We start from the raw sequence: 16,600 nt of genomic DNA, 5'->3' as shown, positions 1-16,600 counted from the left end.
CCCTTCGAGGGGCCTACTGCAAAGCCACCTTCTTCAGAAGGTGGATTCTTTACTTTATGCAGTAAACGGCATTATTGGTCAGACCAATTAATGTGGCGCAGAATTGCCCAAGAAGTTTTGAGTGATTACTCTAATTATTTGTCGCTGGAAAGTCGCAGAACAGGGCGCTTTAATTTACAGTCCATGCAGTTTCTGTTAAGTTAAGCCGCAATTTATAAAATTGGTCTGACCAATTTACAATAAGCTGATTAAAAGCAGCGCAACCAGACAAGGCAACAGACAGAGTTTCATGTCCAGCTTAAAAATAAAACCGGCCAAGTTATCCGATCAGATAGTAGGTCAACTCGAGCAGATGCTGCTGGAGGGAATTTTTTCGCCCGGACAAAAGCTGCCGCCAGAGCGCGAACTGGCCGAACAGTTTGATGTCTCACGCCCCTCGTTGCGGGAAGCCATTCAAAAGCTGGAAGCCAAAGGGCTGGTCAGCCGGCGTCAGGGTGGCGGTACTTATGTCTGTGACAATCTGGCTGTCGGTTTAACAGACCCTTTATTTGCACTGATAGGCCGTCACCCTGAATCACAGTTTGACTTGCTGGAGTTCCGGCATGCGCTGGAAGGCATTTGTGCTTATTACGCTGCTTTGCGCGGAACTGCGGCTGATTTTGCGCAAATCACCCAATGTTACGAGCAGATTTGTGCTGCCCAGCAGCAACAGGATTTAGACGCCGAAGCCCGGGCCGTAGGCCAGTTTTATTCGGCAGTGGCAGAGGCATCCCACAATGTGGTGCTTTTGCATTTGGTGCGCGGCTTAACGCCGCTGGTGGAGCAGAACATCAAGTTAAACCTTGAAGTGCTGCGTCCCAAGGAAGGTGTAGTGAGCCAGCTGAACGCGCATCGGCACACCCTGATGCACGCAGTGATCAATGGCGAGCCGGAGCAAGCCCGGCAAGCCAGCAACAGCCACTTGGCCTTTATTGAAGAGGCTTTGCTGGAAGCTGACCGGGAGCGCTCACGCATTGAACGCTCGCTTCGTCGTTCACAACAGAACTGACGGGCTGAGGAATTTTTTAACTGGTTGATGGTCTGCCCTGGCAGTCCATCCAAAAAGGAAACTGACTATGTCTGAAGTCACTACCATTGACGTCGACGCGCTGGAAACCCAAGAGTGGCTGGAAGCGCTGGAATCCGTTGTTCGTACAGAAGGCGTGGAACGCGCCCAGTTCCTGCTGGAACAAGTACTGGAGCAAGCCAGATTAGAAGGCGTGGACATGCCAACTGGCGTGACCACCAACTACATCAATACCATTCCTCCTCAGCAGGAACCGGCTTACCCTGGCGACGTCAACCTGGAGCGTAAAATTCGCTCGGTGATCCGCTGGAACGCTATTATGATCGTGCTGCGTGCCTCGAAAAAGGAGCTGGATTTAGGTGGCCATATGGCATCTTACCAGTCATCCGCCGCTTTTTATGAAACCTGCTTTAACCATTTCTTCCGCGCGCCAAATGAAAAAGACGGTGGCGATTTGGTGTATTACCAGGGCCATATTTCTCCGGGCATTTACGCCCGTGCTTTTGTGGAAGGCCGTTTAACCGCAGACCAGCTCGACAATTTCCGGCAGGAAGTCGGGGGCGAAGGTTTATCGTCTTACCCGCACCCGAAATTAATGCCGGAATTCTGGCAGTTCCCAACCGTCTCTATGGGCTTAGGCCCTATCACCTCGATTTATCAGGCCCGTTTCCTGAAGTACCTCGAAGGCCGCGGTTTAAAAGATACCAGCGATCAGCGTGTCTATGCCTTCCTCGGTGATGGTGAAATGGATGAACCGGAAAGCCGGGGTTCTTTATCTTTTGCCGCCCGTGAAAAACTGGATAACCTGTGTTTCCTGGTCAACTGTAATCTGCAGCGTTTAGATGGCCCAGTGATGGGCAATGGCAAAATCATCCAGGAACTGGAAGGTTTATTCCGTGGTGCCGGCTGGAACGTGATTAAAGTGGTGTGGGGCAGTGGCTGGGACAAGCTGCTGGCCAAAGACACCACCGGCAAGCTGCTGCAGCTGATGAACGAAACGGTTGACGGCGACTACCAGACCTACAAAGCCAAAGACGGCGCTTATGTACGCCAGCACTTCTTTGGTCGTTACCCGGAAACTGCGGCTCTGGTTGCAGACATGACGGATGAAGAAATTTTCGCCTTAAAGCGTGGTGGTCATGAACCATCCAAGCTGTATGCTGCCTTTAAAGCAGCCCAGGAATGCAAAGGCCGCCCCACTGTGATTCTGGCCAAAACCATCAAAGGTTATGGGATGGGTGAAGCCGCTGAAGGCAAAAACATCGCGCACCAGGTGAAGAAAATGGATATGACCCATGTGCTGCAAATTCGCAAGCGTCTGGGTCTGGAAGATTACATCAGCGAAGAAGATGTCGCCGCACTGCCATACATTCAGCTGGCCGAAGGTTCACCTGAGCATCAGTACCTGCATGCCCGCCGTAAAGCGTTGAATGGCTACACCCCTGTGCGTCTGCCACAGTTCAGCGAAACACTGACGCTGCCAGAGCTGAACGCATTTGAGCCATTGCTGGAAGAGCAGAAACGTGAAATTTCCACCACTATGGCCTTTGTCCGTGGTCTGAACGTACTGCTGAAAGATGCCAACATTGGCCAACGCATTGTGCCAATTATTGCCGACGAAGCCCGTACTTTTGGTATGGAAGGTTTGTTCCGTCAGATTGGTATCTACAACCCACGTGGCCAGACCTACACGCCGGAAGACCGTGCCGTGGTGTCTTATTACAAAGAAGAAACCTCAGGTCAGGTATTGCAGGAAGGTATTAACGAGCTCGGCGCCATGGCGAGCTGGGTGGCGGCTGCAACCTCCTACAGCACCAACGACCTGCCGATGATCCCGTTTTACATTTATTATTCGATGTTTGGTTTCCAGCGCGTCGGTGACATGGCCTGGCTGGCCGGTGATCAGCAAGCCCGCGGTTTCCTGTTAGGCGCCACAGCGGGCCGCACCACACTGAACGGTGAAGGTCTGCAGCACGAAGACGGTCACAGCCATATTCTGGCCGGTACAGTACCGAACTGTATTTCCTATGACCCGACTTATGCCTATGAGCTGGCGGTGATTATGCAGGACGGTATCCGTCGTATGTATGGTGCTTCTCAGGAAAACATCTACTACTACATCACAGTCATGAACGAAAACTACCACCACCCGGCCATGCCACAAGGGGCTGAAGAAGGCATCCGCCGTGGTCTGTACAAGCTGGAAAGCCATGCTGGCGACAAAGCCAAAGTGCAGTTAATGGGCAGCGGTACCATTCTGAATGAAGTGCGTAAAGCGGCTGAAATTCTGAGTGAAGACTATGGGGTGGCCTCTGACGTGTTCTCAGTGACCTCGTTCAACGAGCTGGCACGGGACGGTCAGGATTGTGAGCGTTTCAACATGCTGCACCCGCTGGAACAGGAAAAAGTGCCTTACATTGCTCAGGTGCTCGGTAAAGAGCCTGTGATTGCGGCCACTGACTACATTAAAAACTACGCTGACCAGGTGCGTGCCTTTGTGCCTGCTGTGTCTTACAAAGTACTGGGTACGGACGGTTACGGCCGTTCTGACAGCCGTGAAAACCTGCGTCGCCATTTCGAAGTCAACGCGGGTTACGTGGTTCTGGCGGCGCTGCGTGAACTGGCCAAACAAGGTGCTGTTGACAAGCAACTGGTGCAGGACGCCATCGCCCGTTTTGGTATTGATACCAATAAAACTAACCCGCTGTACGCATAAGAGGATTGGACATGACGATTGAAATTCATGTACCGGACATTGGTGCGGATGAAGTAGAAGTCACCGAAGTGCTGGTCAAGGTAGGCGATAAAGTCGCAGTCGACCAGTCGTTGTTATCGGTGGAAGGTGATAAAGCCTCGATGGAAGTACCCGCCATTCAGGCCGGTACTGTGAAAGAAATTAAAGTGAAAGCGGGCGACAAGGTGAAAACCGGCAGCCTGATTATGCTGTTCGACGCTGAAGGTTCTGCTGCCGCAGCACCAGTTGCGGCGCCTGTCGCAGACGCTGTTGCAGCCCCGGCGGCTACGCCTGCGGCTTCAGCAGTGCAAGACGTCGCAGTACCGGATATCGGCGGTGATGCCGTGGAAGTCACCGAAATTATGGTGAAAGTGGGTGACAGCGTTACCGCGGATCAGTCGCTGTTATCGGTGGAAGGTGATAAAGCCTCGATGGAAGTGCCTGCACCTTTTGCTGGTGTAGTGAAAGAAATCATCGTCAATAAAGGCGACAAGGTGCAAACCGGCACGCTGATCATGCGCTTTGAAGTGGCTGGTTCTGCACCTGCTGCAGCAGCCCCGGCGCCAGTGTCCGCTCAGACGCCAGCTGCTCCAGTGGCTGCTGCGCCAACACCAGCTGCAGCGCCAGCCGCAACGGCTGCGCCTGTTGCCGCCGCCAGCACAGGTTTTGTGGAAAACAGCGCTTATGCCCATGCATCGCCCGTGGTGCGTCGTCTGGCCCGTGAGTTTGGCGTTGACCTGTCCAAAGTGGCAGGTTCAGCCCGCAAAGGCCGTATTGTGCGCGAAGACGTCCAGAACTATGTGAAGAACATTATCAAGCAAGTGACCTCTGGCCAGGGTAGTGTGACGGGGTCGGGTAACAGTGTTGGTTTTGACCTGATCCCCTGGCCAAAAGTCGACTTTGCCAAGTTTGGTCCTGTCGAAGAAAAGCCGCTGTCGCGTATTCAGAAGTTGTCTGGTGCCAACCTGCACCGGAACTGGGTGCGTATTCCGCACGTGACTCAGTTTGATGAGGCAGACATCACAGCACTGGAAGACTTCCGTAAAGAGCAGAATGCGCTGGCCGACAAGAAAAAGCTGGGCGTGAAGTACACCCCGCTGGTTTTTGTGATGAAGGCCGTTGCCAAGGCGCTGGAAGAATTCCCAACCTTCAACAGTTCTTTGTCTGAAGACGGCAGTGCCCTGATCCTGAAGAAATATGTGCACCTGGGTATTGCGGTCGATACGCCCAATGGTCTGGTGGTGCCTGTAGTCCGGGATGTGAATAAAAAAGGCATTATTGAGTTGTCGCGTGAACTGCAGGAAATTTCCGGCAAAGCCCGTGAAGGGAAACTGACCTCGGCTGATATGCAGGGTGGAACCTTTACCATCTCCAGCCTGGGTGGCATTGGCGGTACGGCTTTTACACCTATCGTCAACGCGCCAGAAGTGGCCATTCTGGGGGTGTCCAAGTCGGACATCAAACCAAAATGGAACGGCAAGGAGTTTGAACCTCGCCTGATGGTGCCGCTGTCGGTGTCTTATGATCACCGGGTGATTGACGGTGCGCTGGCCGCCCGCTTTACCGCAACGCTGGCGTCCTATTTGAGCGATATTCGTCAGATCATTATGTAAGGCAAAAGATGTCCCGTTGACTGAAAAGTTACGGGACTTCTTACATGGGCGATGTTAAAATTTCGCCCACTTCATTTTTCGCCTGTCTGAGAGAAATCAGGCAGTTATCTGAACAGAGATAAAAGGTAAATCCATGAGCAACGAAATCAAAACGCAAGTCGTCGTTCTGGGCGCAGGCCCTGGTGGTTATTCAGCGGCATTCCGCGCTGCTGACTTAGGTCTGGACGTGACCCTGGTGGAAGCGCGCAGCACCTTAGGTGGTGTCTGTTTAAACGTGGGTTGTATCCCGTCCAAAGCCCTGCTGCACGTCGCGAAAGTGATTGACGATGCCAAAGAGATGGCGTCACACGGCGTGACTTTTGGTGCTCCGCAAATCGATTTAGACAAAATCCGTGCCTGGAAAGACAAAGTGGTAGGTCAGCTGACCAACGGCCTGTCTGGCATGGCAAAAATGCGTAAAGTGAAAGTGGTGAATGGCTACGGTAAATTCACCGGTGCCAACACCCTGCAAGTGGGCGACACCACCATTACCTTCGACAGTGCCATCATCGCTGCAGGTTCTGAGCCAGTTGCGCTGCCATTTATTCCAAAAGATGACCCACGGGTGATCGATTCTACCGGCGCGCTGGAATTAAAAGATATTCCAGGCGAAATGCTGGTGTTAGGTGGCGGTATTATCGGCCTGGAAATGGGCACAGTGTACCGTGCTCTGGGTTCAAAAGTCTCTGTGGTTGAGTTTGCAGACCAACTGGTGCCAGCCGCTGACGCCGATATCGTCAAAGCCTACACCAAATACAACAAAGACAACTTCACCTTGATGCTGTCTACCAAAGTGACGGCTGTGGAAGCCAAAGCGGACGGTCTGTATGTGACCTTCGAAGGCAAAAACGCGCCAGCCTCGCCAGTTCGTTACGACAAAATCCTGGTCGCTGTAGGCCGTCGTCCAAACGGTTCTCTGTTAGACGCTGCCAAAGCGGGTGTGAATGTCGACGAACGTGGTTTTATCAATGTGGATAAACAACTGCGTACCAATGTGCCACACATTTTCGCTATCGGTGACGTGATTGGCCAGCCGATGCTGGCACACAAAGCGGTGCACGAAGGTCATGTGGCGGCCGAAGTGATCGCTGGCATGAAGCACTTCTTCGACCCACGTTGCATTCCGTCAGTAGCCTACACAGACCCTGAAATGGCTTGGGTTGGGATCACTGAAAAAGAAGCGAAAGAAAAAGGCGTTGCGGTAGAAACTGCGGTATTCCCATGGGCGGCTTCAGGCCGTGCTATCGCGTCTGCCCGCACTGAAGGCTTCACTAAACTGATTTTCGACAAAGAAACTCACCGTATTCTGGGTGGTGCTATTGTCGGTATCAACGCTGGTGAAATGCTGGGTGAAATCTGTTTAGCGGTTGAAATGGGTGCCGATGCCGAAGATATCGCACTGACCATTCACGCCCACCCAACGCTGAACGAGTCTATTGGTTTAGCCGCTGAAGTGTACGAAGGTTCAATCACTGACCTGCCAAATCCAAAAGCGAAAAAGAAGTAATTTTTTCCCCTGAAAAAAGGCCGCTTAGCGGCCTTTTTGCTTTTTAGTCCAGTTGACGGCAGTCCGCTGAACTAGTGGGGTTATTTATATTCTGTTACAACTTCTGTTCACAGGATGCTTTCAACAGGCGTACCATAGGAATGCTTTTTCCCATCCGATATTCTGGCAGGACCAACATGAAAAAAATAACTTTGACTGCCGTCAGCGTGGCGCTGGCGTTAGGTCTGGTGGCTTGTGGTAAAGCACCACAAACGACTGAAAACTCCACAGCAAAAGCCGAACAATCAGCAGCGCCCGCAGTGGCTTTAGTGTCTGGAGTGGACAAAGAGAACTTCGACAATACAGTGCGTCTGCAGGATGATTTCTTCCTGGCAATTAATGGCGGCTGGCTGAATAAAACTGAGATCCCAGCCGATAAAGCCTCGTATGGTTCGTTCCACGTGCTGGCGGACAACTCTCAACTGGCGGTGAAAACCATCATTGAAGAAGTGTCCAGCCGCACTGACCTGGCACCAGGTTCAGATGAGCAAAAGCTGGGTAGTTATTACAACAGCTACATGAACGAAGCCAAACTGGAAGAGCTGGGTTTAACTCCGCTGCAACCTCAGTTGGAGCTGATCCAGTCGCTGCAAGATAAAAAACAGCTGGCGGCTGTGTTTGCATCGCTGCAACGGGATGGTGTCAGTATTCCATGGAGCTGGTATGTCAATAACGACGCGAAAAACTCCAGCCAGTATGCCGTATACGCCGATCAAAGCGGCCTGGGTTTGCCTGACCGCGACTACTACCTGAAAGACGACGAACATTCGAAAAAAATTCAGGCGGAGTATCAGAGCTACCTGCAGGATTTAATGACGCTGGCGAAACACCCGGACCCAGCGAATGCAGCGAAACGTGTGTATGCGCTGGAAAAGCAACTGGCTGAACTGCAATGGACTCGCGTGCAAAACCGTGACGCAGAGAAGACTTACAACAAAGTGACAGCGGCTGAGCTGAGCACTATGTTGGGTGATTTCTCCTGGGCTGATTTTGCCGCCGGTGCCAAACTGGCTTCTGTGAATGAGCTGATTATTGGTCAGCCCAGTTATTTTGCGGCCTTGCCCAAAGTGATTGCAGAGACAGACCTGGCAAGCTGGCAGGATTACCTGAGGTTCCACACGGTCAACAGTTTTGCTGACAAACTGAATAAAGCAGTCTCCGATCGTCAATTCCAGTTTTACGGCACCGTGCTCAGTGGCACTACAGAGCAGAAGCCGCGCTGGAAACGTGCGGTGGCCTCATCGGATTCAGTGTTGGGTGAACTGACAGGCAAGCTTTATGTTGAGCGCCATTTCAAGCCAGAAGCCAAAGCCCGCATGGAACAGTTGGTGGCCAATCTGATTAAAGCCTATGAAGTTTCTATTAAAGAGCTGAGCTGGATGTCAGAAGACACCAAGAAGGCGGCACTGGCTAAACTGGCCACCTTTACGCCAAAAATTGGTTATCCAAATAAATGGAAAGACTACAGTGCTTTAGAGATTAAAGCCGATGATTTGGTGGGGAATACGGTACGCTCCAATCATTGGGGCTATGACCAGATGCTGGCCAAACTGGGCAAGCCGATTGATAAAGATGAGTGGTTTATGACACCACAGACAGTCAACGCTTACTACAACCCGGTGAACAATGAAATTGTGTTCCCGGCCGCTATTCTGCAACCGCCGTTTTTCAACATGGCGGCTGAAGATGCCGTGAATTACGGCGGCATTGGCGCTGTAATAGGCCATGAAATCGGTCATGGTTTTGACGACCAGGGTGCCAAGTTTGATGGCGATGGCAACCTGCGTAACTGGTGGACGACTGAAGACGAAAGCCGCTTCAAGGCACTGACTCAGGCCTTAAGTGCACAGTACAGCAAGTTTGAACCTGTGCCAGGCCACTTTGTGAATGGTGATTTGACGCTGGGTGAAAACATTGGTGATTTAGGTGGCCTGACGGTCGCATTAAAAGCCTATGAGTTGTCTCTGAACGGTCAGCCAGCTCCGGTGCTGGATGGTTATACTGGTGAACAGCGCGTCCTGCTGAGCTGGGCTCAGGTCTGGCGCTCCAAGTACCGCGATGCCGCTATGCAGCAAATGATTGCGACGGACCCGCATTCCCCGCCGCATTACCGTGTGAATGGCATTCTGTCGAACCTGCCGCAGTTTTATACCGCCTTTGATGTCAAACCGACCGACAAGATGTATATAGCGCCGGAAAACCGGGTGAAGATCTGGTAACAGCCCTACAGTTTAGGGTACTCAAACCCAAGGGCCGCAATGCGGCCCTTTTAAGTTGTTGAGTACATATCACTAAGACTCTTCAGGTCGGGGCGTATCAGGTTGAGCTGAACACGCACATGCCCCACTATGTTGCATTCTTATAAGCTGTCGGAATCCACATAGAGAGTCAGCGGTGTTGCTGTGCTGATGTTAAGCGCAGTTTTCGACCAGGTGCCGTAAAATGCAGACTGGACAAATGCATTGACGCTGGTGGCGACATCGACGAAAAAGCTTGGCGGAGTCAGCTGACAGTTGGTACAGGCCGGGCAGTGGCCATCGCAGAAACTGCAATGAAAGTACTTAGGTGAATAACCGCAAGGGCCCCAGGAATAGGTCGCGTTCACTCGGTAAAAAGCACGCTTTCCTGTACTTTTGTTATACGCTGCTTCAGCGGCATCTTCTTTGGTAACAAAACAGGTGGTGACTGTAAAACCCCACACCATATAAGGGTGGTTGATTGCAGGGGCGCCACTGATGTTGTAGGGATCGACACTGAACAATGCATCTGCCAACGTCGGATCCGCTGCCATGGCATAATGCGCAGCCTGGCCACCGGCAGAATGCCCTCCGACAATATAGTGACCTATAGCGCTGCATTTGCTTGCTGCCCAGTCTGGCATATGGGTTTTGACTTGTGTGACCAGCGCAGCATAAGTTGTGGCGTCGGTTTTGGTGAGGCCACCAACGTTATGATCGATGATAACAGTAGGGTAACCGTAATCCGTGATAGCACTGGACAGGGCATCGTAACTGGACGTTGACATGGCCGTGCCTACGGCAAGAATAATCACATCACAACTGGCGCTGCCGGATGCCGGAAGATGTACCCGAACATCGCCATTGGCCAGGCTGTAATCGGAGTAGGCCGACGCCGTGCTGCAATACAGCGCGGCGCTTAACAGGCCTAAAGATGCCAAAAACTGTCGTAAAGAAGGTACGAATTTCATTAGATTTCCTTGTTGCTTTTCATGTAGTTAAACTCCACACGGTTCTGCCACCGTCGGCACAACAAGGCAGCGCAATTACGCGCAGTCTCAGCCAGTTTTACTGCTGATTATTTGGTGGCCAGGAACTTTATGGCCGGGGTTTGCATCCATGCGTTCAGGTAACACTTGTGCGGCCAGATTCCGTTCTGCCAACGTCAGGTTGGTGAGCAGGCCTGCTGTCAGCCCATTCGGGTCATTCAGCCAGCACAGCTTGGTATGCTCACTCAGCCCATATCATGCTTTTGGTATAATATTATGTCAATAGGTTTATTTGTGGTGTCAAAGTTATAGTCAGCTAGACTTCGGGGGAAGGGCGATGGACCCAGTAGTATTTTTGAGAATAATTCTCAAATGGGGTGGTCATTCATCGTATTTATAGTGACTATAAGCCTGACTGCTTATACTCTGATGTCAATTCAGTGGGTTTTTTCTTATAATCCAGCTGTTTCTATTGCTTCCTTTCCCTCGCTGCAGCAGCGTTGCGGCGACCTAACCAGAGGACATTACTGTGTTACAACAATACCGTGAGCATGTCGCCGAACGCGCGACCCAGGGCATTCCTCCAAAGCCACTGACTGCACAACAAGTAGCCGATTTAGTTGAATTACTGAAAAACCCACCAGCTGGTGAAGAAGCATTTCTGGTTGATCTGTTAGAAAACCGTATTCCACCTGGTGTAGATGAAGCGGCTTATGTCAAAGCAGGCTTTTTAAGTGCTGTTGCGAAAGGCGAAGTGAAAAGCCCATTGGTGACGCCAGAGCGCGCCACTGAACTGCTGGGTACCATGTTTGGTGGTTATAACATTCAGCCCATGATTGACCTGCTGGACGACAGCAAACTGGGTGCCATCGCTGGTAAAGGTTTGTCACACACCTTGTTGATGTTTGATTCGTTCCACGATGTAAAAGAAAAAGCGGATAAAGGCAATGTACATGCCAAAGCCGTGCTGCAAAGCTGGGCAGACGCCGAGTGGTTCCTGAGCAAACCCGCCATTCCGGAAAAAATTACTGTAACTGTGTTTAAAGTCACAGGTGAAACCAATACGGATGATTTATCGCCAGCACCAGATGCCTGGTCACGTCCGGACATTCCTCTGCACGCCTTAGCTATGTTGAAAAACAGCCGTGATGGTATTGAGCCGGATCAGCCTGGTTCTGTCGGCCCGGTCAAACAAATTGAAGCGCTGCAGAAAAAAGGTTTCCCTTTAGCTTATGTTGGCGATGTGGTTGGTACAGGTTCAAGCCGTAAGTCTGCGACTAACTCTGTGCTGTGGTTTATGGGCGATGACATTCCATTCGTACCGAACAAACGCACTGGCGGCGTTTGTTTAGGTGGCAAAATTGCCCCTATTTTCTTCAACACCATGGAAGACTCCGGTTCTCTGCCCATCGAATTGGATGTGGGCAATATGAACATGGGGGATGTGATTGATATTTTCCCACATCAGGGCGTGGTGAAACGCCATGGCACTGACGAGGTGATTTCTACCTTTGAACTGCGTTCCAACGTACTGTTGGACGAAGTGCGCGCCGGTGGCCGTATTCCGTTAATCATCGGCCGTGGTTTGACCGACAAAGCACGTGAAGCTTTAGGCCTGAGCCATTCAGATGTGTTCCAGCGCCCTGTCGCTGCCGCTGATTCTGGCAAAGGGTACACCCTGGCGCAGAAACTGGTCGGTAAAGCCTGTGGCGTGGCTGGTGTTCGCCCTGGCCAGTACTGTGAACCCAAAATGACCACTGTGGGCTCTCAGGATACGACTGGTCCTATGACCCGTGACGAATTAAAAGACCTGGCCTGTTTAGGTTTCTCTGCTGATTTAGTGATGCAGTCATTCTGCCACACAGCCGCTTATCCGAAGCCAGTGGATGTGAACACACACCACACCCTGCCAGATTTTATTATGAACCGGGGCGGTATTTCGTTGCGTCCAGGTGACGGCGTGATCCACAGCTGGCTGAACCGTATGTTATTGCCAGACACAGTGGGTACTGGTGGTGACTCGCATACCCGTTTCCCGCTGGGTATTTCGTTCCCTGCCGGTTCTGGTCTGGTGGCTTTCGCTGCGGCTACAGGTGTCATGCCTTTGGATATGCCTGAGTCTGTACTGGTGCGTTTCAAAGGTGAAATGCAGCCAGGTATCACGCTGCGTGACTTAGTGCATGCCATTCCTTACTACGCCATTCAGCAGGGCCTGCTGACGGTAGAGAAAAAAGGCAAAGTGAACATCTTCTCTGGCCGCGTGCTGGAAATTGAAGGTTTGGAGCATTTAACGGCTGAACAGGCATTCGAATTGTCTGACGCCTCTGCTGAGCGTTCTGCGGCTGGCTGTACCATTACCTTGTCTGAAGCTTCGGTACGTGAGTATCTGGAGTCCAACATTGTGATGCTGAAGTGGATGATCAGCGAAGGCTACGGCGATGTCCGTACTATTGAGCGTCGTATTCAGGGGATGGAAGCCTGGTTGGCCAATCCAAAACTGGAGCGTGCCGACGCCGATGCTGAATACGCGGCCATCATCGAAATTGACCTGGCTGACGTGAAAGAGCCAATTTTGTGTGCGCCGAACGATCCGGATGACGCCCGTCTGTTGTCTTCTGTCGCAGGTGACAAGATTGACGAAGTCTTTATCGGCTCGTGCATGACTAACATTGGTCACTTCCGTGCGGCAGGTAAACTGCTGGATAAATTCAAAGGTCAGATCCCAACCCGTCTGTGGATTGCGCCACCAACCAAGATGGATAAAGACCAGCTGACCGAAGAGGGGTATTACGGTATATACGGTCGTGTGGGTGCCCGTATTGAGATCCCAGGTTGTTCGCTGTGTATGGGTAACCAGGCCCGTGTTGGCGACAACACCACTGTAGTGTCCACCTCGACCCGTAACTTCCCGAACCGGTTGGGTCAGGGGGCAAACGTCTATCTGGCGTCCGCTGAGCTGGCGGCTGTGGCTTCTGTGACTGGTCGTCTGCCTACAGTGGAGGAGTATCTGGAATACGCTAAACAGATCGAAACCACAGCAGCGGATACCTACCGCTACCTGAACTTCCATCAGATGAGCCAGTACACCAGCAAAGCGAAAGATGTCATCATCCAGCAAGCTGTGTAACTAGCCTTTTGAGCTAATAAAGCCCGCTTCGGCGGGCTTTACTATTTTTGACTGAAGTGAACCTGAGATTAAGCTGCAGATGGAATACGATTTTCTTGCACTGGATGAGGTGGAAGCTGAGCAGCAATTCGCCCAGTTTGACCGGCGTTATAACAGCCAATCCAGACGCTATCTGTTGCGGTTGGGCAATGAACATTTAGCCTTGCAACAGTTTCTATTGGAGGAGTTTGCGCCAACCGCAGAAGCGTACCAGTCCTTATTTCAGGCGTTGCTGGCGTTGGGTCCTTACGATGATTACCACTGGCAGGGCAGGGAATACAGCCTGACAGTTGAGCGGCAGGAAGTGCAGATCCGCCACCACAGTCTGGGGCTGGAGACTGAGCTGATGGAGGAAGAACTGGGAGAAGACCAGTTGCTGTTGTTTTGTGAATGTGGCCTGGAAGATTTGTTGCACTTGCTGAGCGCATGGCTGCAGTTCTTGCCTCAATGACGCACCTTGCTTGTGAAAAAATGCACCTTATCGGTGCATTTTTTTTGTTTAAAAAAAATATTTTTCTGTATGTGTTTGTTTTTTATACGCTTTTAATCTTGGCACAGCACTTTCTTGTACTGGAAGCAATGCAACAAGACACTCTAAGGATAATAACCATGAAACTCGTAACTGCCATCATCAAGCCGTTCAAGCTTGACGATGTCCGTGAAGCCATAGCGGATATCGGCATTGAAGGTTTGACTGTGACTGAAGTGAAAGGCTTTGGCCGGCAAAAAGGCCACACCGAGCTGTACCGAGGTGCCGAATACCAGGTTGATTTTCTGCCAAAAGTAAAACTGGAAATCGCGACATTGGATGAAAATGTAGAGCGGCTGCTGGAAGTGATCCAAAAAGCGGCGCATACAGGCCGTATCGGGGACGGTAAAATTTTCGTCTATGACCTGGAACAGGTAGTGCGTATCCGCACTGGTGAAATGGACTCAGAAGCCATCTAAGGGGATTGTAATGCAAGAACAAATTTTTCACTTACAGTATGCAATGGACACCTTTTACTTTTTGGTATGCGGTGCTTTGGTGATGTGGATGGCAGCCGGTTTCTCTATGTTGGAAGCGGGTCTGGTGAGGGCTAAAAACACCACAGAAATTCTGACAAAAAACATCGTTTTGTACTCAGTCGCCTGTACCATGTATTTGATCTGTGGTTATCAGCTGATGTACGAAGGTGGTTTCTTCTTAAGCGGTGTGGGCTCAGTCGATGTGACTGCTACCCTGGCAGAGTTTGCAGCCCGTGAAGATGGCTTCGAAGGTGGTGCTATCTATTCCAAAGCTTCAGATTTCTTCTTTCAGGTGGTATTCGTTGCCACAGCGATGTCTATTGTGTCTGGTGCAGTCGCTGAACGTATGAAGTTATGGGCTTTCCTGGGTTTTGCTGTGGTGATGACAGGTGTTATTTACCCAATGGAAGGGGCCTGGACCTGGGGTGGTCAGTCAGTCTTCGGTCTGTACTCGCTGGGCGATTTAGGGTTCTCTGACTTTGCCGGCTCAGGTATTGTCCACCTGGCAGGCGCTGCCGCCGCTTTAGCTGGTGTATTGTTGCTGGGGGCTCGCAAAGGCAAGTACGGTAAAGATGGTAAAGCCCATGCGTTTCCGGGTTCTAATATGCCTTTAGCTGCATTGGGTACCTTAATTCTGTGGTTAGGTTGGTTCGGTTTTAACGGTGGCTCTGTATTGAAGCTGGGCGACATTTCCAATGCCAACGCTGTGGCTATGGTCTTCCTGAACACCAATGCTGCAGCTGCAGCTGGCACTATCACGGCGATAGTCGTGTCTAAACTGTTGTTCAAGAAAGCGGACTTAACAATGGCATTGAATGGTGCGCTTGCTGGTCTGGTGGCCATTACTGCTGAACCTTCCACTCCAACAGCTTTGCAATCTGCCATCTTTGGCGGTATTGCAGGTGTCTTAGTGGTAGCGTCAATTCTGGCACTGGACAAACTGAAAATTGATGACCCTGTAGGCGCTATTTCTGTGCACGGAACTGTGGGTCTGTTTGGTCTGTTATTGGTACCATTGACAAAAGAAGGCACAAGCTTTGCAGGTCAATTGGCTGGTGCAGCGACAATCTTTGTCTGGGTATTCGTAACGAGTTTTATCGTATGGTTCGTCCTGAAATTAGTGATGGGTATTCGGGTCAGCGAGCAGGAAGAGTATGAAGGTGTGGATCATGCAGAGTGTGGTATCGAAGCCTACCCTGAGTTTGTATCCACAGTAAAGTAAGCAGCCTGGGGAGAGCCGGTGGGGCTTCTCAGGAGCGTGTGACCGAGTCAGCAGCACCTTTGGTTGCTGCTGAACTCAGTCACTAAACCCTTACCACCAAATCGTCTATCCTTGTCCTTTGTCTTTTATCAGACAGCCCCGGTAGCTTAAGTTACCGGGGTTTTTTATTTTGGTCTGTGCCAGCAGCAATGTGCTATTTTGGTGCGACATTGCCTTATTTTTGTTCAGGACATGGTTAATCTAACAGCTGTCTTGGGGATGGAAAAGCCGGGGAGCGAAATATTTTTGCAATTAATTAGAGTGATTAATCTAATTTAGCTCGGGATAGCTGTAAAAACGCAGCACTATTCAGCTGTCTGGAATTTGGATCTGTCGTTAGGGAATGTGAGAATTCAAAAGATGTGGTGCTTAAAATAAGATGGGCCGCGAACTTCGCGGCCCCCAATACTTTTTATCGGCGTCCTACCGATCACCGTCCTTGATGGATCATCCCTGGTTTCATCCTGAAACATCCAGCTGCATCCAGCAGAATCCATTTTCCATCTGTACCCTCTCCAGAGGGTGCTGTTCATCCTTGACCTGTCCCATTCATCCTTGCGGCATCCTGCACAATCCCTGTTTGTCCTTTGCATCCTGCATCGACTTCCTGTCGCTTTTGTCCTTACTGGTCTCCTGACCTTGTTGCCGCATCCAGCGACGAAGTAATTATGGACTTTTCAGACAAAAAAGGGAGACCCTAAATGAGAATGAGAGCGCTGTTATAAAATTGTAATCTGATTTCGTCGTTAATAAATTTATATAAAACAGTCAGATAAAAATATTTAGGTATGCTTTGGAGTAGAAAATGCCGCTATGGCTCACTAATTTGTGAGATATATCGCACAAAGTCTTCAGAAAAAAAGCGGATATTTCTGTCAGGCGCGAAAATCTGCTGCTTCAACAGGCCGCTTTCGTTATGATCAAGACGTTGACAACTATCC

The 16,600-nt window shown here is 50.9% G+C and carries 10 protein-coding genes; 9 read left to right on the top strand and 1 reads right to left on the bottom strand.

Going from position 1 to position 16,600, the window contains the following annotated elements; translation table 11 throughout:
• Nucleotides 1-289 precede the first annotated feature (289 nt).
• The 5 genes from pdhR to WKJ04_RS07260 all read left to right on the top strand — a co-directional run bounded on the left by pdhR (nt 290) and on the right by WKJ04_RS07260 (nt 9,217).
• Complete coding sequence (pdhR, locus tag WKJ04_RS07280) at nt 290-1,048, top strand: pyruvate dehydrogenase complex transcriptional repressor PdhR (RefSeq protein ID WP_337879819.1); 759 nt, start codon at nt 290-292, stop codon at nt 1,046-1,048.
• A gap of 67 nt (nt 1,049-1,115) precedes the next feature.
• A complete protein-coding gene (gene aceE / locus WKJ04_RS07275; RefSeq protein WP_337879818.1) occupies nt 1,116-3,782 on the top strand; it encodes a pyruvate dehydrogenase (acetyl-transferring), homodimeric type in 2,667 nt (888 codons plus the stop codon).
• Between the two features lie 11 nt (nt 3,783-3,793).
• Nucleotides 3,794-5,413, top strand: a complete 1,620-nt coding sequence (gene aceF / locus WKJ04_RS07270; RefSeq protein WP_337879817.1) for a pyruvate dehydrogenase complex dihydrolipoyllysine-residue acetyltransferase — start codon at nt 3,794-3,796, stop codon at nt 5,411-5,413.
• Between the two features lie 133 nt (nt 5,414-5,546).
• Nucleotides 5,547-6,959 carry a dihydrolipoyl dehydrogenase gene (gene lpdA / locus WKJ04_RS07265; RefSeq protein WP_337879816.1) on the top strand — a complete coding sequence of 471 codons (1,413 nt, stop codon included), beginning with the start codon at nt 5,547-5,549 and terminating at the stop codon, nt 6,957-6,959.
• Between the two features lie 176 nt (nt 6,960-7,135).
• Entirely contained in the window at nt 7,136-9,217 is a 2,082-nt protein-coding gene (locus WKJ04_RS07260; protein ID WP_337879815.1) for a M13-type metalloendopeptidase, read from the top strand.
• A gap of 140 nt (nt 9,218-9,357) precedes the next feature.
• On the opposite strand, the gene WKJ04_RS07255 is transcribed toward WKJ04_RS07260, so the two are convergent.
• The gene (locus WKJ04_RS07255; RefSeq protein WP_337879814.1) at nt 9,358-10,206 is read right to left on the bottom strand and encodes a hypothetical protein; all 849 of its coding nucleotides are present in this window, start codon (nt 10,204-10,206) and stop codon (nt 9,358-9,360) included.
• A 547-nt stretch (nt 10,207-10,753) separates the two neighbouring features.
• Here WKJ04_RS07255 and acnB point away from each other — a divergent pair.
• The 4 genes from acnB to WKJ04_RS07235 all read left to right on the top strand — a co-directional run bounded on the left by acnB (nt 10,754) and on the right by WKJ04_RS07235 (nt 15,620).
• The gene (gene acnB, locus WKJ04_RS07250; protein ID WP_337879813.1) at nt 10,754-13,351 is read left to right on the top strand and encodes a bifunctional aconitate hydratase 2/2-methylisocitrate dehydratase; all 2,598 of its coding nucleotides are present in this window, start codon (nt 10,754-10,756) and stop codon (nt 13,349-13,351) included.
• Between the two features lie 79 nt (nt 13,352-13,430).
• On the top strand, nt 13,431-13,841 hold the full coding sequence (locus WKJ04_RS07245; RefSeq protein WP_337879812.1) for a YacL family protein: 411 nt from the start codon (nt 13,431-13,433) through the stop codon (nt 13,839-13,841).
• A 158-nt stretch (nt 13,842-13,999) separates the two neighbouring features.
• Nucleotides 14,000-14,338, top strand: a complete 339-nt coding sequence (gene glnK / locus WKJ04_RS07240; RefSeq protein ID WP_337843135.1) for a P-II family nitrogen regulator — start codon at nt 14,000-14,002, stop codon at nt 14,336-14,338.
• Nucleotides 14,339-14,348: 10 nt separating this feature from the next.
• Nucleotides 14,349-15,620 carry an ammonium transporter gene (locus WKJ04_RS07235; protein ID WP_337879811.1) on the top strand — a complete coding sequence of 424 codons (1,272 nt, stop codon included), beginning with the start codon at nt 14,349-14,351 and terminating at the stop codon, nt 15,618-15,620.
• Nucleotides 15,621-16,600: the final 980 nt, after the last annotated feature.

The organism is Rheinheimera sp. (assembly GCF_037442345.1).
GTDB lineage: Bacteria > Pseudomonadota > Gammaproteobacteria > Enterobacterales > Alteromonadaceae > Pararheinheimera.
The sequence above is the reverse complement of the archived record's forward strand: the minus strand, read 5'-3'. Positions and strand labels throughout refer to the sequence as shown.